Source organism: Nocardiopsis mangrovi (assembly GCF_042653925.1).
Taxonomy (GTDB): domain Bacteria; phylum Actinomycetota; class Actinomycetes; order Streptosporangiales; family Streptosporangiaceae; genus Nocardiopsis_B; species Nocardiopsis_B mangrovi.
Genome location: NZ_JBHSFQ010000055.1, coordinates 1 through 23,143 on the forward strand (window position 1 = coordinate 1; position 23,143 = coordinate 23,143).

Annotated in this window: 25 protein-coding genes; 18 read left to right on the top strand and 7 right to left on the bottom strand. The window is 72.4% G+C overall.

Annotated features, from left to right (window positions below; genetic code table 11):
* Nucleotides 1-247: 247 nt before the first annotated feature.
* A complete protein-coding gene (locus ACFO4E_RS29250) occupies nucleotides 248-979 on the top strand; it encodes a DUF3105 domain-containing protein (protein ID WP_378580419.1) in 732 nt (243 codons plus the stop codon).
* 26 nt (nucleotides 980-1,005) lie between these two features.
* Here ACFO4E_RS29250 and ACFO4E_RS29255 read toward each other — a convergent pair whose 3' ends face one another.
* Nucleotides 1,006-1,881, bottom strand: a complete 876-nt coding sequence (locus ACFO4E_RS29255; protein WP_378580421.1) for an A/G-specific adenine glycosylase — start codon at nucleotides 1,879-1,881, stop codon at nucleotides 1,006-1,008.
* A gap of 98 nt (nucleotides 1,882-1,979) precedes the next feature.
* On the opposite strand from ACFO4E_RS29255, the gene ACFO4E_RS29260 reads away from it, so the two are divergent.
* Nucleotides 1,980-2,720, top strand: a complete 741-nt coding sequence (locus ACFO4E_RS29260; RefSeq protein ID WP_378580423.1) for a hypothetical protein — start codon at nucleotides 1,980-1,982, stop codon at nucleotides 2,718-2,720.
* Here ACFO4E_RS29260 and radA read toward each other — a convergent pair.
* Nucleotides 2,717-4,084 (bottom strand): DNA repair protein RadA, encoded by a 1,368-nt coding sequence (gene radA / locus ACFO4E_RS29265; RefSeq protein WP_378580426.1) that lies wholly within the window; start codon nucleotides 4,082-4,084, stop codon nucleotides 2,717-2,719. The genes ACFO4E_RS29260 and radA overlap by 4 nt on opposite strands.
* A 200-nt stretch (nucleotides 4,085-4,284) precedes the next feature.
* Here radA and ACFO4E_RS29270 point away from each other — a divergent pair, with 200 nt between their 5' ends.
* Complete coding sequence (locus ACFO4E_RS29270; protein WP_378580428.1) at nucleotides 4,285-5,181, top strand: SGNH/GDSL hydrolase family protein; 897 nt, start codon at nucleotides 4,285-4,287, stop codon at nucleotides 5,179-5,181.
* 6 nt (nucleotides 5,182-5,187) lie between these two features.
* Here ACFO4E_RS29270 and ACFO4E_RS29275 read toward each other — a convergent pair whose 3' ends face one another.
* Nucleotides 5,188-5,886, bottom strand: a complete 699-nt coding sequence (locus ACFO4E_RS29275) for a class I SAM-dependent methyltransferase (RefSeq protein WP_378580430.1) — start codon at nucleotides 5,884-5,886, stop codon at nucleotides 5,188-5,190.
* An 81-nt stretch (nucleotides 5,887-5,967) separates the two neighbouring features.
* On the opposite strand from ACFO4E_RS29275, the gene ACFO4E_RS29280 reads away from it, so the two are divergent.
* The 12 genes from ACFO4E_RS29280 (at nucleotide 5,968) to ccsB (ending at nucleotide 17,130) form a co-directional block, all read left to right on the top strand.
* On the top strand, nucleotides 5,968-6,846 hold the full coding sequence (locus ACFO4E_RS29280) for a sugar phosphate isomerase/epimerase family protein (protein ID WP_378580432.1): 879 nt from the start codon (nucleotides 5,968-5,970) through the stop codon (nucleotides 6,844-6,846).
* A 5-nt stretch (nucleotides 6,847-6,851) separates the two neighbouring features.
* The gene (locus ACFO4E_RS29285) at nucleotides 6,852-7,442 is read left to right on the top strand and encodes a TetR/AcrR family transcriptional regulator (RefSeq protein ID WP_378580434.1); all 591 of its coding nucleotides are present in this window, start codon (nucleotides 6,852-6,854) and stop codon (nucleotides 7,440-7,442) included.
* Between the two features lie 139 nt (nucleotides 7,443-7,581).
* Nucleotides 7,582-8,319 (top strand): DedA family protein, encoded by a 738-nt coding sequence (locus ACFO4E_RS29290; protein WP_378580436.1) that lies wholly within the window; start codon nucleotides 7,582-7,584, stop codon nucleotides 8,317-8,319.
* 52 nt (nucleotides 8,320-8,371) lie between these two features.
* Complete coding sequence (locus ACFO4E_RS29295; RefSeq protein WP_378580438.1) at nucleotides 8,372-9,304, top strand: proline dehydrogenase family protein; 933 nt, start codon at nucleotides 8,372-8,374, stop codon at nucleotides 9,302-9,304.
* 75 nt (nucleotides 9,305-9,379) lie between these two features.
* Complete coding sequence (gene proC, locus ACFO4E_RS29300; RefSeq protein ID WP_378580440.1) at nucleotides 9,380-10,174, top strand: pyrroline-5-carboxylate reductase; 795 nt, start codon at nucleotides 9,380-9,382, stop codon at nucleotides 10,172-10,174.
* Between the two features lie 133 nt (nucleotides 10,175-10,307).
* A complete protein-coding gene (locus tag ACFO4E_RS29305) occupies nucleotides 10,308-11,486 on the top strand; it encodes an acetoin utilization protein AcuC (RefSeq protein WP_378580442.1) in 1,179 nt (392 codons plus the stop codon).
* A 149-nt stretch (nucleotides 11,487-11,635) separates the two neighbouring features.
* Entirely contained in the window at nucleotides 11,636-12,472 is an 837-nt protein-coding gene (locus tag ACFO4E_RS29310) for a phosphatase (RefSeq protein ID WP_378580444.1), read from the top strand.
* Nucleotides 12,473-12,711: 239 nt separating this feature from the next.
* The gene (locus ACFO4E_RS29315; protein WP_114400174.1) at nucleotides 12,712-12,915 is read left to right on the top strand and encodes a helix-turn-helix domain-containing protein; all 204 of its coding nucleotides are present in this window, start codon (nucleotides 12,712-12,714) and stop codon (nucleotides 12,913-12,915) included.
* Between the two features lie 182 nt (nucleotides 12,916-13,097).
* A complete protein-coding gene (locus tag ACFO4E_RS29320; RefSeq protein ID WP_378580445.1) occupies nucleotides 13,098-13,700 on the top strand; it encodes a TlpA family protein disulfide reductase in 603 nt (200 codons plus the stop codon).
* Complete coding sequence (locus ACFO4E_RS29325; protein WP_378580462.1) at nucleotides 13,700-14,515, top strand: cytochrome c biogenesis CcdA family protein; 816 nt, start codon at nucleotides 13,700-13,702, stop codon at nucleotides 14,513-14,515. Before ACFO4E_RS29320 ends, ACFO4E_RS29325 begins: the two co-directional genes overlap by 1 nt.
* A gap of 2 nt (nucleotides 14,516-14,517) precedes the next feature.
* Complete coding sequence (resB, locus tag ACFO4E_RS29330; RefSeq protein WP_378580446.1) at nucleotides 14,518-16,098, top strand: cytochrome c biogenesis protein ResB; 1,581 nt, start codon at nucleotides 14,518-14,520, stop codon at nucleotides 16,096-16,098.
* Between the two features lie 3 nt (nucleotides 16,099-16,101).
* Nucleotides 16,102-17,130: a c-type cytochrome biogenesis protein CcsB gene (ccsB, locus tag ACFO4E_RS29335; RefSeq protein WP_378580448.1), complete on the top strand. Its 1,029-nt coding sequence runs from the start codon at nucleotides 16,102-16,104 to the stop codon at nucleotides 17,128-17,130.
* Nucleotides 17,131-17,190: 60 nt separating this feature from the next.
* On the opposite strand, the gene ACFO4E_RS29340 is transcribed toward ccsB, so the two are convergent.
* Nucleotides 17,191-17,541 (bottom strand): PLDc N-terminal domain-containing protein, encoded by a 351-nt coding sequence (locus ACFO4E_RS29340; protein ID WP_378580450.1) that lies wholly within the window; start codon nucleotides 17,539-17,541, stop codon nucleotides 17,191-17,193.
* Nucleotides 17,542-17,662: 121 nt separating this feature from the next.
* Nucleotides 17,663-17,857 (bottom strand): BldC family transcriptional regulator, encoded by a 195-nt coding sequence (locus ACFO4E_RS29345; RefSeq protein WP_067971446.1) that lies wholly within the window; start codon nucleotides 17,855-17,857, stop codon nucleotides 17,663-17,665.
* A 397-nt stretch (nucleotides 17,858-18,254) separates the two neighbouring features.
* On the opposite strand from ACFO4E_RS29345, the gene ACFO4E_RS29350 reads away from it, so the two are divergent.
* Nucleotides 18,255-18,584 carry a DUF4229 domain-containing protein gene (locus ACFO4E_RS29350; protein ID WP_378580452.1) on the top strand — a complete coding sequence of 110 codons (330 nt, stop codon included), beginning with the start codon at nucleotides 18,255-18,257 and terminating at the stop codon, nucleotides 18,582-18,584.
* A 103-nt stretch (nucleotides 18,585-18,687) separates the two neighbouring features.
* Here ACFO4E_RS29350 and ACFO4E_RS29355 read toward each other — a convergent pair whose 3' ends face one another.
* Nucleotides 18,688-19,740: an Lrp/AsnC family transcriptional regulator gene (locus tag ACFO4E_RS29355; protein ID WP_378580454.1), complete on the bottom strand. Its 1,053-nt coding sequence runs from the start codon at nucleotides 19,738-19,740 to the stop codon at nucleotides 18,688-18,690.
* Nucleotides 19,741-19,873: 133 nt separating this feature from the next.
* Between ACFO4E_RS29355 and ACFO4E_RS29360 the strand changes: the two genes are divergently transcribed.
* Nucleotides 19,874-21,424 carry an AbgT family transporter gene (locus ACFO4E_RS29360; RefSeq protein WP_378580456.1) on the top strand — a complete coding sequence of 517 codons (1,551 nt, stop codon included), beginning with the start codon at nucleotides 19,874-19,876 and terminating at the stop codon, nucleotides 21,422-21,424.
* A 105-nt stretch (nucleotides 21,425-21,529) separates the two neighbouring features.
* Nucleotides 21,530-22,684 (top strand): M20/M25/M40 family metallo-hydrolase, encoded by a 1,155-nt coding sequence (locus tag ACFO4E_RS29365; protein ID WP_378580458.1) that lies wholly within the window; start codon nucleotides 21,530-21,532, stop codon nucleotides 22,682-22,684.
* A gap of 65 nt (nucleotides 22,685-22,749) precedes the next feature.
* Here ACFO4E_RS29365 and ACFO4E_RS29370 read toward each other — a convergent pair whose 3' ends face one another.
* Complete coding sequence (locus ACFO4E_RS29370; RefSeq protein WP_378580460.1) at nucleotides 22,750-23,097, bottom strand: hypothetical protein; 348 nt, start codon at nucleotides 23,095-23,097, stop codon at nucleotides 22,750-22,752.
* Nucleotides 23,098-23,143: the final 46 nt, after the last annotated feature.

The window sequence follows — 23,143 nt, forward strand, 5'->3', positions numbered from 1 at the left end:
GAGTTGCGTGCGGGTCAGATCGTGGTGATCGATGTGGAGGGTGAGGGTGCGGAGGCGGCGTTCACGTTCGCTGGTGTGCCTAAGCCTGATGCGGTGTTGGAGACCGCCGCGGCCGAAGCCGGCTCCGCGGGCAAGGAATAGCACCGCCTCCACCGCATCCCCGCCGCAGCGCTGAAAAGGGCGGCCCCCTCCGGGGCCGCCCTTGCACCGCTTCCGGCCCCCGCCATCCGGCCGATAGGGTGCCCCCGTGGCCAACCCTCCCCAGCCCCCCGGCCCCGGCGCCCCCGGACCATGGCCGCAGCAGCCCCCGGCGCACGGGCACCAGGCACCGCCCCCGTTCCCCGGAGCGCCGCCCTACGGACCGCCGCCGCGCCGCCGCAACAGCGTGCTGCCCTGGATCGTCGGCGGGGTCGTCCTCGCGTCCCTGGTGCTGCTCGGCGGCGGAGGCGCGGCCGCCTACTACTACGTGTACGTGCGTGAGCCCGTCATGACCCGGCCCCCGTCCGTCGTGCCCGACGCCTACGCCGAACCCGGCGACATCGACGGCGTGCAGACCTTCTCCGGCCTCTCCGCGGACCACACCGACGACCCCGTCGACTACCCCCAGCACCCGCCCGCCGGCGGCCCGCACGCCTCCGAATGGCTCAACTGCGGCGTCTACGACGCCGAGGTGCCCGCCGAGAACGCCGTGCACTCACTGGAGCACGGCGCCGTCTGGATCGCCCACGACCCCGGCCTGCCGGCCGCCGACCTGGAGCGGGTGCGCGGCCTCCACTCCGCCGGCTCCTACCTGATCGTCAGCCCGATCGACGGCCTGCCCGGCCCGGTCGTGCTGTCGGCGTGGGGCAAGCAGCTCGTCCTGGAGTCCGCCGACGACCCCCGGATCGACGCGTTCCTGAGCACCTACGAACAGGGCGCGCAGACCCCCGAACCCGGAGCCCCCTGCTCCGGCATGGTCGGCGAGCCCGTCACCGGCTGAACCGGCCGCGTCCGTTGCGCACCGGCCTAGCGCGGAAGCGCGTAGCGGCCGTCGTCCAGCGGGTCGACCAGGCCGTCGGCCACCAGCGCGTCGAGCGCCCGCTCGCGCTGCACGGGCTCGTCCCACACGGCGTCGAGGGCGGCCTTGGGCACCGGTCCCGAGGCGTCCCGCAGCACGGCCAGCAGCTTTCCGCGGACCTGGCGGTCGGTGCCGGCGTAGGTCTGCCCGCGCCGCGGCGGACCGTCGTGCGCGGGCCGGCCCGCCGCCCGCCAGGCGCAGTCGCCGGAGATCGGGCACTCACCGCAGGCCGGCGACCGGGCGGTGCACACCAGCGCGCCCAGCTCCATCACCGCCACGCCCCAGCGGGCGGCCACGGACGCCTCGGCCGGCAGCAGCGCCTCGGCGAGCGCGACCTCGGCGCGGGTCTGCGCCTTAGGGGGGTACTGCACGCCGGTGACCGTGCGGGCCAGGACCCGGCGCACGTTGGTGTCGAGGATCGCGTGCCGCTGGCCGTAGGCGAAGCTGGCCACCGCCGCCGCGGTGTAGGGGCCCACGCCCGGGAGCGCCAGCAGGTCGGTGTGGGAGTCGGGGACCTCGCCGCCGTGCCGCTCCACGATCGTGCGCGCGCACGCGTGCAGGTTGAGCGCGCGCCGCGGATAGCCGAGCCGGTTCCACATGCGCACGGCGTCGCCGGAGGGGGCCGCGGCGAGATCGGCGGGGGTCGGCCAGCGCTCCATCCAGGCCGCCCACGCGGGCAGCACGCGCACCACCGGGGTCTGCTGGAGCATGATCTCGCTGACCAGTACCGACCAGGGGGAGGCGTCGTCATGGCGCCAGGGCAGGTCGCGAGCATTGGCCTGATACCAGGCGAGAACGGCTGTGCTGTAGGGGTTGTCGTTCATGTTCAATCGGTGTGGAGATCGGCGGGTTGAGTAGGTGCCGCGCCGGGAAACCCGCAATACTACGCCCCATGGCGTCAAGTGCCGGGCAACCACGACCCGTGAGCCCTGAAACATATTGGAAGCGGCGCGTCTTCGTGCTGCTGGGACTCCTCGTTATTGTGGCGCTCATCACATATGCGTGCACGCGTTCGTCGTCATCGGACATCGAGCAGGCGTCGGGCGAAGGCGCGGATCCCGCGCCCGAGGCGTCGCCGTCGGCCGGACCCTCGTCCTCCGCGCCCAGTGTCCCACCCTCGCCGTCGCCCGGCGACGGCCCCAGCCCGTCGGGTGACGCCGGGGAGGACGGCGCCGCCCAAGAGGGCGACGCCGCCGGGGACGGGGACGGCGCTTCGGACGGCGGCTCCGGGGCGGCCGGCGCCGAGGTGCCCGCGCCCGAGCGCGACAGCGACCCGTGCCGCCCTCAGGACATCGTGGTCACCGTCGACACCGACCGCGACGACTACGCCTGGGACGCCGAACCCGAGCTGGAGCTGAGCATCGTCAACACCGGCGAGCAGACCTGCACGGTCGACACCGGCCCGGCCGGCATGGAGGTCCGGGTCACGTCGGGCGACGACCGCATCTTCTCGACCGCCGACTGCGTCGAGGGCGACGCCTCCGACGACGTGCGGGTGCGGCGCGGCGTCGCGCACACCGCCACCTTCACCTGGGACCGCAAGCGCTCCTGGACGGACTGCCGTGACGCCGAGGTCGACGCCGACCGTCCGGGGACCTACGTCGCCACGCTGCACAGCGACTACGACGGCGGTGCGGAGCCCGCGGTCTTCCGGTTGAACTAGGCCCCGCTGCGCTGCTGTGCGGGGAACGCGGCCCGCAGCGCGCCGCCGACGTCGTCGACCCCGATGACCTCGATGCCGGGGACGGGGTCCTCGCTGTGGACGGGGACGATCGCGCGGGTGAACCCGAGCCGCTGGGCCTCGGCCAGGCGGCGCTGCACGCCGCTGACCGCCCGGACGTCGCCGGCCAGGCCGACCTCGCCGATGGCGACCAGCCCCTTCGGCAGGGGGTCGTCGCGGACCGAGCCGGCGACCGCCAGCGCCAGGGCGAGGTCGACCGAGGGCTCGCCCAGCCGGACGCCGCCCACGGTGGAGGCGTAGACGTCGGCGTTGGCGATGCGCACGCGCGCCCGCCGCTCCAGCACCGCCATGACCATGTTGACCCGCGCGGTGTCGAGCCCTGATGTGGCCCGCCGCGGCTGCGGCATGTTGGTCGTGGCCACCAGCGCCTGCACCTCGGCGATCAGGGGGCGGCGGCCTTCGAGGGTGACGGTCACGCAGGTGCCGGGCACGGGCTCGTTGCGGCGGGTCAGGAACAGGCCGCTGGGGTCGGGCAGGCCGATGATGCCGGAATCGCTCAGCTCGAAGCAGCCGATCTCGTCGGTGGGGCCGTAGCGGTTCTTGACGGCGCGCAGCAGCCGGAGCTGGGAGTGGCGGTCGCCCTCGAACTGGAGGACGACGTCGACCAGGTGTTCCAGCAGCCGGGGTCCCGCGATCGAGCCGTCCTTGGTGACGTGCCCGACCAGCACGGTGGCGATGCCCCGTTCCTTGGCGAGCCGGATCAGCGCGCCGGCGACCTCGCGCACCTGGGTGACCCCGCCGGGGACCCCGCTGACGTCGGGGGAGCTCATGGTCTGCACGGAGTCGACGATCAGCAGCCCCGGCGCCACGCTGTCGACGTGGCTGACCAGGGACGCGACGGAGGTCTCGGCGGCGAGGTAGAGCTTCGGGGACAGCGCGCCCAGGCGCTCGGCCCGCAGCCGGACCTGCCCGGTGGACTCCTCGCCGGTGACATAGAGGACCGGCCCGGAGTCGGCGCACAGCGCGGCGACCTCCAGCAGCAGGGTGGACTTGCCCACCCCGGGCTCGCCGGCGAGCAGCATGACCCCGCCGGGGACCACCCCGCCGCCCAGAACGCGGTCGAGCTCGTCGAGCCCGGTGGGGATGGCGTGGGCGGTCTCGACGTCGATCTCGGTGATCGGGCGCGCCGGGGTGCGCACCCGCGCGGGCGCGATCACCGTTGAGGTGGGCGCGCCGGACTCCTCGACCGTGCCCCACGCCTGGCACTCGCCGCAGCGCCCGGCCCATTTGAACGTGGTCCAGCCGCATTCGGCGCAGCGGAACGTGGTCTTCGCAGCCTTGGCCATGGGTGCACGCTAGCGGCTGGCGGTGACGGCCGGGTCCCCGAGCCGGGCGGCGGGTGGACTTTCCCATCGATGATGATTACTGTGCGTATGCATCCATGTGCGTCAAGTCCATGGCCGGAACCGGCCTCCTGTGTTGACCGCGGGTTACCCGCCGGTCACATTCGAGGCAGCAGTACGTCCCCCCAGCCGAGGAGCGCCGCGTGCCGCCGAGGACCCCCGCCCGTCGTCTCACCGCCGCCGCACTCGGCTTCGCCGGCGTGCTCAGCCTGGCGGCGTCCCCCGCCCACGCCGCCACGGACGGGCTCGCCGACCGCTATGTGGCGCTGGGCGACTCCTTCACAGCGGGCCCGCTCGTGCCCCCGCGGACCGGCGATCCGGTCCTGTGCCTGCGCTCCGGCGCCAACTACCCCAGTCTCGTGGCCGAGGCCCTCGGCGCGACCGATTTCACCGACGTCAGCTGCTCGGGCGCCGTCACCGGCGACATGACCGCCCCGCAGCGGTTCCCCGGGCCCGACAACCCGGCCCAGTTCGACGCCCTGACCCCCGACACCACCCTGGTCACCCTCCAGATCGGCGGCAACGACTTCGGGTTCATCGAGATCCTGCTCAAGTGCGCCGCGCTGAGCGCCACCGACCCCAAGGGCGACCCCTGCGCCGAGTACTACACCCGCGACGGCGACGAACTCGCCTCCCGGGTCGACGACACCGCGGCGCGTGTCGCCGGGGTGCTCGACGGCGTCCGCGAGCGCAGCCCCGACGCCACCGTCGCGGTCGTGGGCTACCTCCAGATCCTGCCCGAATCCGGCGGCTGCTGGCCCGAGGTGCCGATCGCGGGCGGGGACGTCGCCTACCTCGACGGCGCGCAGACCGACCTCAACGCCGCCATCGCCGAGGAGGCCGCCGACGCCGGGGCCGTCTTCGTCGACGCCTTCGAGCGCGGGCACGACGTCTGCGCCGACCGCGCCGACAAGTGGGTCGAGGGCATCTTCCCCTCGCAGCCGGCCGCACCGGTGCACCCCAACGCCGACGGCATGGCCGAGGTCGGCGCGCGCGTGGTCACCGCGCTGGGCGGCGGCGACTCCGCCCCGCTGGCCTGACCCCGCTCAGTACCTGCGCCACCACAGGTTCACGGCGTAGTCCACCTCCAGTCCCTCGTGGCCGGCGATGATCCGGTCCGCGAGGGCGGGGGTGAACTCGATCCGCACCACGGCCTCGAAATCGGCGCGCCGCGGGAACAGCCAGCGCATGGTCAGGGCCTCCCGCCGGAACCCCCGCGCGGCCCAGAACCGCTCGACCGCCGCCGGGTCGTAGGCGGGCAGGAAGCTGCGGAACCACCCGCCGAACGTCGAGCGCGTGGCGTCGTTGTCGATGACGAACGCCACCCCGCCGCGCCGCATCACGCGGTCGAGCTCGGCCAGGCCGGGTTCGCAGCCGGGTCCGAAGAAGTAGGCCCAGCGGGCGTGCGCGACCTCCACGGAGGCGTCGGGCACCGGCAGCCGCTGCGCCACCCCCGTGTGCACGGTCACATTCGCCAGCCCGTGCGTGCGCGCCCGCGCTGCGGACGCCAGCACCGGGTGCGGCTCCACGCCCGTGACCCGCAGCGCGTCCTCGGCGAACAGCGGCAGGTGGTAGCCGGTCCCGCAGCCGATGTCCAGCACGTGGGCGCCGGAGCGCGTCCGGATGCCGGCCATCGCCGCCTCGATCACGCCGTCGGGGTCGACGGCCTCGTTCTCCAGCTCGTAGACCTGCGGGGTGTTCCAGATGTTGGGGCTGGGGACCGCCCCCGGGATCGCTGCCGTCACCCGCCGAAGGATAGGCCGGGGACCACCCCGCTTGCGCGCGGGGTGGGCCAACTCGCCCCCATACCGCATAGTGTTGATGGAGTGAGCGCCATCCAGGTTCCAGACGCGCCCGTCGTGCTCTCGACGGCGTCGGTCTACCCTGAGAAGACCCCGGCGGCCTTCGAGATCGCCGCCCGCCTCGGCTACGACGGCATCGAGGTCCTGGTCTCCTCCGATCCCGTCAGCCAGGACATCGAGATGCTCCGGCGGCTGTCCGACTACCACGGGATCCCGATCCTCGCCGTGCACTCACCGTGCCTCATCATCACCCAGCGTGTCTGGGGGCGTGATCCGTGGGGCAAGCTCATCCGCTCCAAGGAGATGGCCGAGGCCCTCGGGGCCAAAACGATTGTCGTCCACCCGGCGTTCCGCTGGCAGCGCGAATACGCACGGGAGTTCGAGAACGGCATCGCCCGCATGCAGGACGAGACCGACGTCGTCTTCGCCGTCGAGAACATGTACCCGGTGCACATGCGCGACAGGGAGGTCGTGCCCTACGCCCCGAGCTGGAACCCGCTCGACCGCGACTACCCCGATGTCACCCTGGACCTCTCCCACACCGCCATGTCGCGCTCCGACGCCATGGACATGGCCCGCAAGCTGGGCGGCCGGCTCTCCCACGTGCACATGGCCGACGGCACCGGCGGCCAGAACCTCGACGAGCACCTGATCCCCGGCCGGGGCGGCCAGCCCTGCGCCGAGCTGCTGGAGCACCTGGCGTCCACCGGCTACGAGGGGCAGATCGTGCTGGAGGTCAGCACCCGCAAGGCCGCCGACCGCGAGGCCCGCCAGCTCGAACTCGCCGAGGCGCTGGCGTTCACCCGGCTGCACTTCGCCGCGGGGGCCCGCGCGCAGGCCGTGCCGCAGCGGCGGTTCTCCGTCGGCGCCGACGGCACCGTCTCCGGCGACCCCCGCCCCTAGCCGCCATGGCACGTACCGGACGCCGCCCCGGGACGACGCGGACCCGGGACCAGATCCTGAGCACCGCCCGCGAGCAGTTCGCGGAGCTGGGGTTCGGCGGCACCACGATCCGCGGCATCGCCCGCGGTGCCGGCGTCGACCCCGCTCTGGTGCACCACTTCTTCGGCAGCAAGGAAGACGTCTTCGTCGAGGCCATGCGGCTGCCCTACAACCCGGCGACCGTGCTCCGCGAGGCCCTCGCCCAGGCCGGCGCGGACCGCGCGGCCTCCGTCCTGCGGACCCTGCTGCGCGTGTGGGACACCCCCGATATGCGGGCCACGATGGCCGGGCTGATCCGGTCGGCGGTCGGCGACGACCGCGCCGGCCAGGTGGTCCGCGACTTCCTGAGCGACGTCGTGGTGCACCAGGTGTCGACCGAGCTGGAGGTGCCGCCGATCCGGGCCACCGCCGCCGCGTCGCAGCTCATCGGCCTGATCATGCTGCGCTACGTGCTCCGCATCGAACCCGTCGCCTCGGCCGGCCACGAGGACGTCGTGCGCGCGTACGCCCCCGCCCTGGGCGCGCTGATCGACCCTGCGGCGCCGCCGACAACGTAGGCTGGACGGGCGAGGACGCATCGGGCCGCTGCTCTCGGGCACACCGCGGCCGCGACCGCACACCCTTCGGTGACCGATGGCCGCACTCCGGCGCGCGTCCCACGACCCCCTTTCGGCTGCGGAAAGAACGACAGACGACATGAATCCTCTCCGGCTCCTGCCGCTCTCGCCCGGCGCCGACGCGCCCATCGACCCCTCCGAAGGGTACGAGGGCTTCATCGGCTGGGTCCTGCAACTCATGACCGACCTCGGCGAGGTCGGCGTGGGCCTGGCCCTGCTCATCGAGACCTTCTTCCCCCCCATGCCGAGCGAAGCCGTCCTCCCGGGCGCGGGGTTCCTCGCCTACGAGGGGCACATGAACGTCTGGCTGGCCATCCTGGCGGCCACCATCGGCGCGCTGGTCGGCGCCTGGGGCTTCTACTTCCTGGGCGCGCTCCTGGGCCGGGACCGGACCCGCTGGATCGTCGAGAAGACCCCGCTGCTGGAGGTCGAGGACTTCTACAAGGCCGAGCGCGTGTTCTCGCGCTGGGGCGGCATCGCGGTCCTGGTCGGCCGCTGCGTGCCGATGGTGCGCAGCTTCATCTCGATCCCCGCGGGCATCGAGCGCATGTCGTTCTGGAAGTTCTCGCTCTACACCACCGTCGGCAGCGCGGTGTGGAACAGCATCTGGATCGGCCTGGGCTTCGCCTTCGGCCCGGCGATCAAGCCGCTGCTGGAGGAGTTCAGCGGCGTGCTGAGCAACGTCGTCGTCGTGATCGTCGCCCTGCTGCTCCTGTGGTTCATCGTCGTACGCGTGCGCAAGCAGATCCTCATCCGCCGCGGAGTGCTGCCCGCACCCGGCGCCCACGACGACCGGCACAGCTCCACCCCTCGCTGACCTCCGGGGCGTAGCCTCGGAGGAGGCGACCCGACGAGGGAAGGGGCGGGCGATGGTGCTCCGGCGGACCCTGCTGGCGGCGGCCGGGAGCGAGCGCCTGCGGGCGCTGGTTTCGGGGACCCGGCCGGCCAGGGGGCTGGTCGGCCGGTTCGTCGCCGGTGAGGACACGGCCGATGCCCTGGCGGCGGCCCGGCGGCTGGCCGCCGACGGACTGTCGTCCTCCATCGACCACCTCGGCGAGGCCACCGCCCACCCCGCACAGGCCGAGTCCGCCACCCGCGCCTACCTCGCCCTCCTCGACCGCATCGGCGAGGCCGGGCCGGGCCTGCGGGCCGAGGTGTCGGTCAAGCCGACCGCGGTGGGGCTGGGGCTCGGGCCCGAGGGCGAGGAGCTGGCCGCCGCCAACATCGGACGCGTCTGCGAGGCCGCCGCCGCGCACGGCACGACCGTCACCGTCGACATGGAGGACGCCGCGGCGGTACCGGCCACCCTGCGCATCGTGGCGCGGCTGCGCGCCGGCCACCCCGGCCTCGGCTGCGTGCTCCAGTCCTACCTGCGGCGCACGTCCGACGACCTCGCCGCCATGGCCGGCTCGGGGGCCCGCATCCGCCTCTGCAAGGGGGCCTACGCCCCCGACCCGGCCACCGCCTACACCGCGCCGCGCGACGTCGACTCCGCCTACGTGCGCCACCTGCGCTTCCTCATGGAGAGCGACGCCTACCCCATGGTCGCCACGCACGACCCCCGGCTGATCGGGATCGCGGGCATGCTGGCCGAGCGGACCGGGCGCGGCCCCGACGCGTTCGAATACCAGATGCTCTACGGCGTCCGGCCCGACGAGCAGCGCCGGCTGGCCGCGACCGGCGCCCGGGTGCGCGTCTACGTGCCCTTCGGCCGGGAGTGGTACGGCTACCTCGCCCGCCGGCTGGCCGAGCGGCCCGCCAATGTCGCCTTTGCCGCCCGTGCGGTCGCCACGCGATCCTGACCCGCCGCTGGTCACCGCGTACGCCGGGCCCCCGCACCCCCGCTACCGTGGGAAGGGTCCGAAAGGTGGAATCAGATGATCGCGATCATTGGCGGCGGCAAGATGGGCGAGGCGCTGCTCGCCGGGCTGCTCGCAACCGGGCACGACCCCGCCGGCCTGCTCGTCACCGAACCCCACGGCCCCCGGGCCGAGGAGCTGCGCACGACGTACGGCAGCACGGTCGTACCGGCCGCCGAGGCGGCGCGGCAGGCCGACACGCTGATCCTCGCGATCAAACCGCAGGACATGGTCGACCTGCTCGACACCATCGCCGCCGAGCTGCGCCCCGGCGCGCTGGTCGTCTCGATCGCGGCCGGCATCACCACGTCGCTGCTGGAGAAGCACCTGGGCGCCGGCATCCCGGTGGTCCGCGCCATGCCCAACACCCCCGCGGTGGTCGGGGCGGGCATGACCGCGATCACCGGCGGCGTGCACACCACCGGCGACCAGCTCGACCACGCCGAAGCGCTGCTGCGCGCGGTGGGCGACGTCGTCCGCGTCCCCGAGCGGCACATGGACACCGTGACCGCGCTCTCGGGGAGCGGGCCCGCCTACTTCTACTTCATCGCCGAGACCATGATCGAGGCCGGCGTGGCCATGGGCATGACCCGCACCACCGCGCACCGCCTCGTCACCCGCACCATCAGCGGCGCCGCCACCATGCTCGACTCCTCGGGCGAGCACCCCGTGGTCCTGCGCGAGGCCGTGACCTCGCCCGGGGGCACCACCGCGGCGGCGGTGCGCGAGCTCGAGCGGCACGGCGTGCGGACCGCCTTCGCCGACGCCATCGAGGCCGCGCGGGACCGCAGCCGCGACCTCTCGGAGGGGTGAGCCGGGCCCCCGCGGGGAATGCTCACGGACCCGCCCCCGTTTGAGAACATGTGCGCGCCTGTGGCTACTGTGTACGGCAGGCGGCGGGGTGACCCACCCCACTCGCGCGCCACTCGACCGGATGGGAGGGCTCATGGGCTGTTCGCTCCACGTGGCCTGGAACGACGGGCTCACGTCGTACAACTTCGGCCCCGAACACCCGCTCAACCCGGTGCGGGTGGAGCTCACCATGGCGCTCAGCCGCGAGCTCGGGGTCTTCGACGCCCCCCAGGTGAAGTTCATCGACGCCGAGGCCGCGTCCGACGACCTGCTCCGGCTCATCCACGACCCGGGCTACATCGAGGCCGTCAAGCGCGCGGGCAAGACCCTCCAGCCCGACACCCCCTACTGCCTGGGCACCTCCGACAACCCCGTCTTCCCCGACATGCACGACGCCGCGGCCCTCGTCTCAGGCGCGTCGGTGGCGGCGGCGCGCGCGGTGTGGAACGGCGAGACCGAGCACGCGGCCAACATCGCCGGCGGGCTGCACCACGCCATGCCCAGGAACGCGTGGGGGTTCTGCGTCTACAACGACGCCGCCCTCGCCATCGCGTGGCTGCTGGAGCAGGGCGCCAAGCGCGTCGCCTACGTCGACGTCGACGTGCACCACGGCGACGGTGTGCAGACCATGTTCTACGACGACCCCCGCGTCCTCACCATCAGCCTGCACGAGTCCCCGCTGACCCTCTTCCCCGGCACCGGCCGCCCCGATGAGACCGGCGGCCCGTCGGCCGAGGGCTACGCGGTCAACGTCGCCCTGCCCGCGGGCACCGACGACGCCCGCTGGCTGCGCGCGTTCGATGCCGTTGTGCCCCCGCTGCTGGCCGAGTTCCAGCCCGAGGTGCTGGTCACCCAGCAGGGCGCCGACACCCACGCCCTGGACCCGCTGGCCAACCTCACGCTCAGCCTCGACGGCCAGCGCCGCACCTACCAGGCGCTGCACCGGCTGGCCAAGGAGACCGCCGGCGGGCGCTGGGTGGTGCTCGGCGGCGGCGGATACGAACTGGTGCAGGTCGTGCCGCGGGCCTGGACCCACCTGCTCGCCGAGGTCGCCGGGGTCGACACCGACCCGCAGGCCGAGACCCCGGCCGAGTGGCGGCGGTTCGTCCGGGAGCGCACCGGCGAGGTACCCCCGCTGTACATGACCGACGGCCGGACCCCCGACTTCACCCCGTTCGAGGCCGGGTTCGACCCCGACGACCCCGTGGACCAGGCGATCCAGGCCACCCGGCGGGCGGTCTTCCCCAGCCACGGCATGGACCCGAGCCTGTGACCCGGGTGGCGCGTGATCGCGGCGATCGTTACCCGTGCGCAGAGTTGAACCGGGTATGAACAGGGTATGACGACCGCTCGGGCGGGCGCGCCGCGTTTTGTGGTGCATCCTGCCCGAAAGCACGGTCTGCGAGTGGAAGGGGGACGCCGGTGACGCCGCCTTCGCGCGCGGAACTCATCGCTCACCTGGTGCGCACCGGGATCGCCGGGCATGTCGACACGCCCCGGCAGAACAATCTCCGGCACTACCGGCGGCTCTGCCACAAGGACCCCTACTACCAGTTCGGGCTGACCTTCGCCCACGAGTGGTCGTTCTCCGAGGTCCTGTCGCTGATGTCGAAGCGCTGCGGCGTGGTCGCCGACGAGTCCTACCTCTGGGGCATCGACACCATCGACCCCGATCGCACCGTCGACGCGCTGGAGGCCGTGGCCGACCGGCTGTCCGAGGCGGCGCAGCGGCGCGAACGGGTCATGTTCGCCACCGGGCACCCCCGCAACCTCGCCGACGTCTACCGCGACTGGGCCGCCGCACTGGAGGAGCGCGGCTGCGAGGTCGTCACCGCGGCGGCCGGCTACTCCTACGAGGTCGCCACCGAGCAACCGCCGCACCGCCGGGTGCTGGTCTGGCGCGACCGGATCGGCATGGTCATGGACGGCAGGTCCCCGCGGCACAGCCACCACCCCTTCGCCATGCGGGCCGCGCTCACCGAGCTGGCCGACCGCAAGGAGCCATGGCCGCAGCTGGTCATCGCCGATCATGGTTTTGCCGGGGCCGCGGGGGAGGCGGGGGTGCCCACCCTCGGCTTCGCCGATTCCAACGATCCGGCACTCTTCCTCGCCGAGCACGAGGGAAAACTCCTCGCGACCGTCCCGCTGGACGACGGATACACCGCCGAGGACTACCGTCCGCTATCGGCCTACGTCCTCCACCGGGCCGGTCTGGGCGGTCACGGGAGCAGCGGCGGCGCTTTTATACCCACCCCCTAAACCTCACCAGACCCCCCGCCCTCATGTAGCTGCACCGACAGCAAACCCGGCCTTTCAATGGAGTGCACCCGGATCTACTCTGAAACAGGACGTGTCAGCAGTTACCGATTGACACATCGGCACGGCGACGGGGCGTAGCGGCCGCGAGTCCCCAGAAATGGCCGCTACGGGGTCGGCTCGTGCCGATAGGCAGAGGCAGGGATCCCTACGCTCACGTCCGGAAGTGAGGGCGTCGGAAGATGAGTGGGAGTAAGGCTCCTCTGGACGAGGTCAGGTTCCTGACCGTGGCCGAGGTCGCGACGATCATGCGCGTTTCGAAAATGACCGTCTATCGGATGGTCCATTCCGGTGTGCTCCCCGCGATCCGCGTGGGCCGCTCGTACCGGGTACCGGAACGTGCCGTGCACGACTACCTGCGCGAGGCGTTCGTCGAGGCCGGCTGACCTCGACCGCGCGGACCCGGTGAGGGCGGTGCCACTCCGCCACCGCCCTCCGGGTGCCGCCCGCCCGTGACAAGGCGCGATGCGCGTTGCGCAGGGGGGCCGAGACGTCGGCACGGCATCTACTACACTTTGTCGTTGATGACACCGTGCCCGCCTCACCTCCTTCTTTGAGGACCCCTGCGATGCCTTGCCGTCCACCGGGCGCCCGCGTGCGCGCCGCCGCCGCGCTGACCGCGCTGGTCACCCTGACCGCCGGCTGTGCCGGGGGGCTCGAATCCGAGAACAGCACCGCCGACAGCCGCTACATCGAGGGCGACGGCACCGCCACGGAGTTCGACGCCGGCGACCGCTCCACCGTCCCCGACATCGAGGGCGAGACCCTCGACGGCGACCCCGTCAGCCTCGCCGACTACCGCGGCGACGTCCTCGTGCTGAACTTCTGGGCCAGCTGGTGCGGCCCCTGCCGCTCCGAGGCACCCGTCCTCGACGAGGTCTACAACGACCACAAGGACGCCGGCCTGGACTTCCTCGGCGTCAACATCAAGGACAACGAGACCGCGGCCCGGGCGTTCGAAGACGCCCAGGAGGTCCCCTACCCCAGCCTCTTCGACCAGCCCGGCGAGGTCTCCCAGGCGTTCCGCGACACCGTTCCGCCACAGGCGGTCCCGACCACCCTGGTGATCGACCGCGAGGGCCGGATCGCCGCCCGCGTCATCGGCGAGACCACCTACAACCAGCTCACCGGCCTGGTCGAATCCGTCCTCGCCGAGGACGACGGCGCGTGATGATCGCCGAGACCGTCATCGGGGGCTCGCTGCTGCTCGCCGTCCCGCTGGCCTTCGCGGCCGGCCTGGTGTCCTTCCTGTCGCCCTGCGTGCTGCCGCTCGTGCCCGGCTACCTCTCCTACGTCACCGGCATGAGCGGAGCCGATTACGCCGCGCGCCGCCGGGCCGGCGCGGAGCGGGAGGCGGCCGGCGGAGGCACCGCCACCCTCGTCTCGGCCGACGAGGAGCTCGCCGGCCGCCGGTGGACCATGCTCGCGGGGAGCCTGCTGTTCATCGCCGGCTTCACCGCGGTGTTCGTCGCGGTCGGGTCGTTCGTCGGCGGCATCGGCGGACTGCTCCTGGACTACACCGAGCCCATCCAGCGCGTCCTGGGCGCCCTGACCATCGTCCTGGGCCTGGCGTTCATGGGCGCCGTCCCCGGCTTCACCCGCGAGTTCCGGTTCCACCGCCTGCCCCGGGCGGGCCTGGCCGGGGCGCCCATGCTCGGGGCGCTGTTCGGCCTGGGCTGGACCCCCTGCATCGGCCCCACGCTCGCGGCCGTGCAGACCCTGGCCTTCACCGAGGGCAGCGCCGGGCGCGGCGCGCTGCTGTCCCTGGTCTACTGCCTGGGGCTGGGGCTGCCGTTCGTTCTGGCGGCGCTCCTCTACCGCCGCGCGCTGGGCGCCTTCGACGCGGTCAAACGCCACTCCCGCGCGGTGATGGTGGCCGGCGGAGCGATGCTGGTGATCACCGGGCTGCTCCTGGTCACCGGGGTCTGGACCGACTTCACGGCCGTCATCCAGCGCTGGGTGGCCGACTACACGACGGTGATATAGCAGTGGCTTCCACCAGGACCGACACCCCGACCGACGCCCCCGCCGACCTCCCGCGGCTCTCGCCCTCGGGCTGGGCGCGCTGGGCGTGGCGGATCCTCACCTCCATGCGCACGGCGCTGATCCTGCTCTTCCTGCTGGCGGTCGGCGCCATCCCGGGGTCGATCCTGCCCCAGCGCGGGGTCAGCGTCGAGCAGGTGCAGAACTACTACACCGACAACCCCGACACCGCACCGTGGTTCGACCGGTTCTACCTGTTCGACGTCTACTCCTCGCCCTGGTACGCGGCGATCTACCTGCTGCTGTTCATCTCGCTGACGGGCTGCGTGCTGCCGCGGGCCGCGGCGCACTACCGCGCCATGCGCGCCCGCCCGCCCAAGACCCCGCGCAACCTGGGCCGGATGCCCTACTCCGCGCGCTTCACCACCGACGCGCCGCCCGAGCGGGTCCTCACCGAGGCCCGCACACTGCTCAAGGGCTACCGCGCCGACACCGACGCCGACTCCGTCACCGCCGAGCGCGGCTACCTGCGCGAGACCGGCAACATCGTCTTCCACATCGCGCTGCTGGGGCTGATCGTGGCGGTGGGCGCCGGCTCGTTCCTCGGCTACCGCGGCAACATGCTGGTGGTCGAGGGCAACGGGTTCGCCAACACGGTCCCGGCCTACGACGCGTTCTACCCCGGGACCGCGGTCGACGCCGCCGACCTCCAGCCGTTCTCCTTCACCCTCGACGGCTTCGAGGCCACCTACATCGAGGACGGCGACCTCAGCGGCCAGGCCGACTCCTTCACCGCCGACCTCTCCTACACCGCCGCTCCCGGCGCGGAGGAGGGGACGCACCGGCTCCAGGTCAACCACCCGCTGTCGGTCGACGGCGTGCAGGTCTACCTGCTCGGCAACGGCTACGCGCCCGAGTTCGAGGTCACCGGCCCCGACGGCGAGGTGGTGTTCGACCAGCCGGTGCCGTTCCTGCCCCGCGACACCGCCACGTTCACCTCCGACGGGGTCATCAAGGTCCCCGACACCGGGGGCGAGCAGCTGGGGTTCAGCGGAGCGTTCGTGCCCTCGGCGGCCCAGGCCGCCGACGGCACCCTGATCTCCGACTTCCCCGCTCCGCGTGACCCCGTCGTGACGCTCACCGGCTACACCGGCGACCTCGGCATGGACTCCGGCACCTCGCAGTCGGTCTACCGGCTCGACACCGACGCCATGACCGAGGTCGGCTCCTCCCCGGAGATGCGGCCGGGCGACGTCTGGGAGCTGCCCGACGGAGCGGGCGCGGTGACCTTCACCGGCTACCGCGAGTACATCAGCATGCAGGTCAACAGCAACCCCGCGCGGCTGCCCGCGCTCATCGCCGCCTCGGCGGCGGTGATCGGCCTCATCTGCACCCTGTTCGTGCGGCCGCGCCGGGCCTGGGTCCGTGCGCGGACCGGCGACGACGGGCGTACGGTGGTCGAGGTCGCCGGGCTGAGCAAGAGCGAAGGAGCCGGCGCGACCGCGGGGTTCCACGAACTCGGCCTGGCCCTTCGAGACCGGCTGCGGGACCGGCCCGCGGCCGACGACGACGGCACGAAGGAGTAGCCGGTGGTGCAGCAGTACGCCGCGGAGGCGGCGGTCGACCAGAACATGGCGTCGATCAGCGATGGCCTGATCATCGCCATGATCGTGGCCTACGCGCTCGCCCTGTTCCTGTTCGCGATCGAGGCCGCGTTCGGCCGGCGCGAACGGCTGCGCGGCTCCCGGCTGGTCGCCGTGGGCGCGAGCGCCGGGGTGGTCCCCGCCGCCGGCGCCGGGGGCACCGTCGACCTCGACGACGACATGACCGTCAACGTCCGGCACAACGAGCCCGAGGCCAGTGCGTCGCGGCACGTCGTCGGCATGGTCGCCCTCGTGGTCACCGGCCTGGCGTTCGTGCTCAACGCCGGCCAGATCCTCACCCGCGGGCTGGCGGCCGACCGCTGGCCGTGGGGCAACATGTTCGAGTTCGTCGTGGCGATCTGCCTGTGCGCGGTGGGGACCTTCCTCTTCGCGGCGGTCCGCTACAACGCGCGCTTCCTGGGCACGTTCGTCCTGGTGCCGGTGGTGCTGCTGCTCGGTATCGCCGCGCGCTGGCTCTACAGCGAGGCGGGGCCGGTGGTGCCGGCGCTGCACTCCTACTGGATCGCCATCCACGTCTCGGCGGCCATCCTCGCCACCGGCGGGTTCATGGTGTCGGGCTCGGCGGCGGTCACCTATCTGGTCGCCAAGCGCACGGAGCTGAAGCGGGCGGCGGGCGAGACCGTGGCCGGGATCGCGGCGAAGCTGCCCAGTCCGGAGCTGCTGGACCGGGTCTCCCACCGGTTCATCCTCTTCGCGTTCCCGCTGTGGACCTTCGGCATCATCGCCGGCGCCGTCTGGGCCGACGAGGCGTGGGGCCGCTTCTGGGGCTGGGACCCCAAGGAGGTCTGGTCGTTCATCACGTGGGTGGTCTACGCCGCCTACCTGCACGCGCGCGCGACCGCGGGGTGGCGGGGGAACAAGGCCACCTGGATCGGCCTGGCCGGGTTCGCGTGCCTGCTCTTCAACTTCTTCGGCGTGAACTACATGTTCAGCGGGCTGCACAGCTACGCGTGAGCGTGTCCGCGTTCATGGGGCCACCCCGCCGGGGTGGCCCCATAGTGTTGTCCGCCGCTGTCAGTCCTCGGGGTTGATGCGCCGGTTCAGTCGGCGCAGGAACTCCGGGTCGTCGTCCGGACCGACGGGGTGCTCCCTGCCGGACGGCGTATGGAAGTCGGACGGGTCGAGGTGCTCGATCGAGTCGGCCTGGGCGGAGGGCGCGGGCGGCACGGTGACATCCGAGGCGCGGGGGCGGCCCAGGAACAACCAGAGAAGCGGGCCGACCGGCGGTAGCAGTGCGACGACGACCACCCAGAGGAACTTGGGCAGGGTCCGCACTTCGCCAGCCGGGGTGGTGAGCGCGTCGAAGAACGCGTACACCCAGAGCACGACCGTGAGCAGCGTGATCAGTCCAGCGAGCCACACCATGCGTTCAGCCTATCCGCCTTGAACCGCGCCTGTGCGTGGAACTCGGCACGGTCGGCGACGGTCGCAATCGTCCCACTGGGGTGCCGGATGGAGGAGCCGGAGCGTTCCGGCGGGGGTCAGGTCACGTTTCAGTGGGCTCCCCGTGCAGCAGTGCTCGGACTTCGGACTCGCGGAACCGGCGATGGCCGCCGGGCGTGCGGATGCTGCTGATCCGTCCCGACGCGGCCCACCGGGTGACCGTCTTCGGGTCGACCCGGAAGAGGGAGGCCACCTCTCCGGGGGTCAGCAAGCGTTCGCTTCCTCTTTCCACCTTCACAATCCCCCTTCGGGGCCCGCCCTCGCGTGTGGAGGCGGGCGTTTGATCCCTTAGTGTGCATGAGATAGTCCGTTTCCTCCCTAGTTTTCGTAAAAATCGGGGGGAAGACGTTGCGAGTGCGCGATATGTAACCGGAACGTAACCTTCGATATGGACTGTCGGTTTAGCGACGCCCCATGATCGGCATTCCGCGCCGGTCCCGCGCCGCGACCCCGCCCGCACAGGGGTGGTAGCGCCCTGCCGACAGGCGGCCCTTACCCTGGGAGGAAGGGCGGTCACGGTGCCGCACGCACGGGATTCGCGCACGCGGCGGCATCGGCGGCACCTGGCGATCCCGCCGACGCACATCGCTCAGCCCTCAATCTATTCCTGAATCATCCGTTGTGAGGCACTTTTCATGCGTAGCGTCCTCGTTTACACCGCGGCCCGGCTCCTGCTTTTCGCCGCCACGTTCGGCGTCGTCTACCTCTTGGGGGCTCGGGAGTTCCTGGCCCTGGCGCTGGCGTTCCTGATCAGCGGCATGGTGAGCTACGTTCTGCTGTCCGCTCAGCGCGACGCCATGAGCGGGGTCGTGGCCCAAGGGCTGGCGAAGATGCGCGGAATGGGCGACCGCCTTGAGGAGGGCTCGGCCAAGGAGGACGCGGCCAAGGAGGACGCGGCCAAGGCGGAGACGGCGAAGGAGGACGCGACGGCGTCCTCGGCCGCGAAGGGCGACGCGAGCGCCTGAGGCCCCCAGGGAGCGGTTCCACGGCGCACGCGCGGGGGAGAGGCAGGGACGGCCGCGCGACCGCGCCCTCCGCCGCGAAGGGCGCCCCCTGGGCCCGTCGCGCTCAGGCCCGCAGCAGCCGCCCGGGGAAGCCGGGCAGGCGCTCACCCAGGCGCGCGCCGTCGCGCGCCATCCAGTACCGGCGCACCACCCGCAGCGCCACGCACGTGTCCAGCGCGGTGATGTCGGCCGACGCGCCGAGGTCGTCGGTCGTGAAGCGGGCGAGGTCCTGCTCGTCGCGGAACACCCCGTAGTGGATGACCGACGACGACCCGGCCACCATCGCGACGTAGCGCGCCGAGGGGTGGCCCGCCAGCCGGGCCAGGACATCGGGAATGGCGTGGGGGCGCACGGTCAGCGCCATGAGGGCGTTCAACGGGTAGCCCAGCGCCGCGGGCTCGATCTCCACCCGGGGCCACACGGCCCCGCTCTCCAGCAGGGACTGGGTCATCCGGTAGGCGGCCGAGCGGCTCACCTGGAGCTCGCGCGCCACCTCCGCCGCTGAGATCCGGCCGTCGCCCGCGAGGAGCTCCAGGGTTCGCAGCTCCGCCGCGTTCAGCTCGTGCAGGCCGGCCGGCGGCGCCTGGCGCACCTGGTCGCCGTATCCGGCGAGCGCCGCCTCCCGGTCCGGCGGCAGGCGGTGCAGCCGCCACGACTGGCCCATGGACTGCGTGCGCAGCACGAGCATCGACTGGGTCGAGACGATGCCGGGCAGCCCGGGGAGCCGCCGGGTCAGCAGGTCGAAGATGTCGCTGCCGAGCAGCGGGTACACGGTGCAGTAGATGTCGGCGCTGCCCGTGGTGATCAGCAGGGTCTGCACCTCCTCCAGCTCCGCTATGCGCTCGGCGACCTCCTGGGAGCGCCCCGGCGCGCACCGGATCCACAGCAGCCGCGGGTTCTCCGTGGTGATCAGCGGCCAGTCCAGGCGCCCCACGACCCGCAGCAGCCCGTCCCCGCGCAGCCGGGCCAGCCGCCGCGCGATCGTGCTCGGCGAACTGTCGACCGCCTCGGCCAGCGCGTTGACCGGCGCGCGCGGTGCGACCTGGAGCGCGGCGACGAGGTCGAGGTCGGTCTCGTCGAGCAGGCCGGCGTCGGCCGCCGGGGGCGCGGGGAGCATGAGCCGATCGTACCGGTGAATTAACACGGACGATATCGCCGTTGATCTCGCCGATCTTGACACAAACAACTCATGTGCCGTCTCATTGGGGAACATTGCACCAAACCCCTGGTGAAGGCAGAAGGGATCGACGGTGACCACACAGACGGGGGACGCCCCTCCGCGTTCCACAGGCTTCGTGCTGCGCGCACTCGCCGTGATCGAACGGGTCGGCAACAAGCTGCCGCACCCCTTCTGGCTGTTCGTGATCCTCACCGCGGCCATCACGCTCATCAGCTGGCTGCTCAGCGCGCTGGACGTGTCGGTCGTCTCGCCCGCCGACGGCGAGGCCGTCGCCGTTCAGAGCCTGGTCTCCGGGGCCGGGGTGCGGATGATGGTCGAAGGGGCCATCGAGAACTTCGTGACCTTCCCGCCCCTCGGCGTCATCCTCGTGGTGATGCTCGGCGTGGCGGTCGCCGACAAGGCGGGGCTGCTCGCCGCGATCCTGCGCGCCGCGCTCTCGCGCGTGCCCGCCAAGCTGGTCACGTTCGTCATCGCGTTCACCGGGATGATCTCCCACATCGCCTCGGACGCGGCGTTCGTCGTCATGATCCCGCTGGGGGCGATCGCCTACCGCTCCATCGGGCGCAGCCCCATGCTCGGCGCCGTCGTGGCGTTCGTGGCCGTCTCCGGCGGCAACAACGCCAGCCCCCTGGTCACCGGCAGCGACGCGATGATCGCCGGGCTGACCACGGCCGCCGCGCACACCATCGACCCCGGCTACCTGGTGACCCCCGTCGCCACCTACTACTTCTCGCTGGTCTCCTCGATCGTGCTGTCGGTGGTCATCACCGTCGTGGTCGAGACCGTGCTCAAGCGCCGCGTCGCCGCCATGAACGCCGAGGACCCCGAACAGGCCGACACCGAGGAGCTGCCGGACCTGACCCTGTCTGCCGAGGAACGGCGCGGCCTGCGCGGCGCCGGGATCACCGCGCTGGTGATCATCGGCTCGGTCACCGCCGCCATGGTCCCCGCGGGCTCGCCGCTGCGCGGTGAAGAGGGTCAGATCGTCGCCTCGCCCATGATCGAGAACATCGCCGTCTTCCTCGCACTGCTGTTCTTCGGCGCCGGGGTGGCCTACGGCCGCGCCGTCGGGGTCGTCCGCGCCCCCCGGGACATCCCCGACCTGATGGCCCACGGCGTGCGCGACCTCGCCCCGATCATGGTGCTGTTCTTCGCGGTCTCCCAGTTCCTGGCGTACTTCCGGTGGACCGGCCTGGGCGAGGTCATCGCCATCTCCGGCGCCCGCACCCTCGAAGGGCTGGGGGTCAGCCCGCTCGTGCTGTTCCTCGGGTTCATCGTCCTCGTCAGCCTGATGAACCTGATCATCACCAGCGGCTCGGCCATGTGGTCGCTGATCGGGCCGATCCTCGTCCCCATGCTGATGCTCCTCGACATCCCGCCGGAGGTCACCTGGGCGCTCTACCGGATCGCCGACTCCTGCACCAACTGCATCACGCCGATGAGCCCCTACTTCGTCCTGGCCCTCGGCTTCGTCCGCCGCTACCGGCCCAACGCGGGCATCGGGACCCTGATCTCCCTGACCCTGCCCGTCGCGATGAGTCTCCTGGCGGCCTGGGTCCTGCTGTTCCTGGCCTGGTACGCGCTCGGAATCCCCCTGGGCCCCGGCGCGCCCATCCCCTAAGCCACCGGACCCCACGCAAGGAGACAGGGTGGCTCAGCCGGCCCCGGGTGCGGCCGGGACCCGCCGAGCCACCCCCGCAACGAAGAAACAGGAGACGGGAACCCCATGCCCCACACCGCCGCCCTGGCGACCTGGCTCGGCGAGCACCGCGCCGACATCCTCCACGACATCCGGACCCTGGTGGAACTGGAGTCGCCCAGCGCCGACAAGGCGCTGCTCGACGCCGCCGCCGACCACCTGACGGCCTGGCTGCCCGAACGCCTCGACGCCACCCCTGCCGAGGCCGTCCGCCGCCGCGCCGAGGACCACGGCGACGTCGTCGAGACCGTCATCACCGGCACCACCCCCACCACGGTGCTCCTGGTCGGCCACTACGACACGGTGTGGCCGGCCGGGACCATCGAGGGGTGGCCGTTCGCGGTCAACGGCGACACCGCCACCGGACCGGGGATCTTCGACATGAAGTCCGGCATCGTCCAAGGGGTGTGGGCCCTGCACGCCCTCCGCGACCTCGGCCTGCCGCGGCCCACCGTCCGGTTCCTCTTCAACGGCGACGAGGAGCTGGGCAGCGCCTGGTCGCGTCGGCACGTGGAGAACGCGTCGGCGGACGTGGCGGCGACCATCGTCACCGAGCCCGGCGGGGGCTGGGCGGCCAAGACCCACCGCAAGGGCACGGGGATCTTCACGGTCACCGCCGAAGGCGTCGAGTCCCACGCGGGCCTCGACCCCGCCCGGGGGGCCAGCGCCATCCACGGCCTCTCCGACGCCGTCCAGACCCTGGTGGACGCCGCCGACCTCGACCGGGGCACCTCGGTCAACATCGGCACCATCACCGGGGGAACCGCGCGCAACGTCATCGCCGGGCACGCGAGCTGCCTGATCGACATCCGGGTCACCGACACCGCCGAGATGGAGCGTCTGGACAAGGTCTTCGCCGACCTGCGCCCGCGCGACTCCCGGGTCCGCCTCACCGTCGGCGGCGGCTGGAACCGGCCTCCGATGACGCCGGGCCCCGAGAGCCGGCGGCTGTTCGGCATCGCCGACGGCGTCGCGGCCGACCTCCGCGGCCCCCTCGGCCGGCCACACGTCGGCGGCGGCAGCGACGCCAACTTCATCGCCGCCCTGGGCCGCCCGGTCCTGTGCGGGATGGGCGCGACGGGCGACGGCGCCCACGCCCGGCACGAGCACATCACCGTCACCGACATCCCGGACCGCACGGCCCTCGTCGCCGGAACCTTGCTGCGCCTGAGCGAGGGGTAGGGCACCGGCGGGAAGGTTAAGGTGCGGCCCCGCCCCCACCCCTCCCGGGGCGGGACCGCACCGGTTCAGGCCGCCGGGGCGGTGTAGGTGGGGCGGTGGGTGAGCGTGAAGGTGAGGCCGGTGCGGGGGTGGGGGAGCGGGCCCCAGGTGTCGGCTATGTAGTCGATGAGGGTCATGCCGCGTCCGTGCTGGGCCATGGGGGTGATGGGTCGGATGAAGGGCAGTGTCCCGCCGGCGGGACGCCCTTCGTCGTCGACCTCGATGGTGATGCGCCACGCATCGACCCTCAGCGTGACCGTGAAGATCCCGCCGCGCCCGCTGGCGGTGTAGCGGAGTGTCGGTAGGCCACTGGCGAGGTTGCAACAATATGCCGCTCCTTTTCCAGTGGCCCCCGACCCGAACCCGCCGTGCACCTTTCAATGCAACGGGCTCTCTAGTGATCAATGCATGACCTATCCA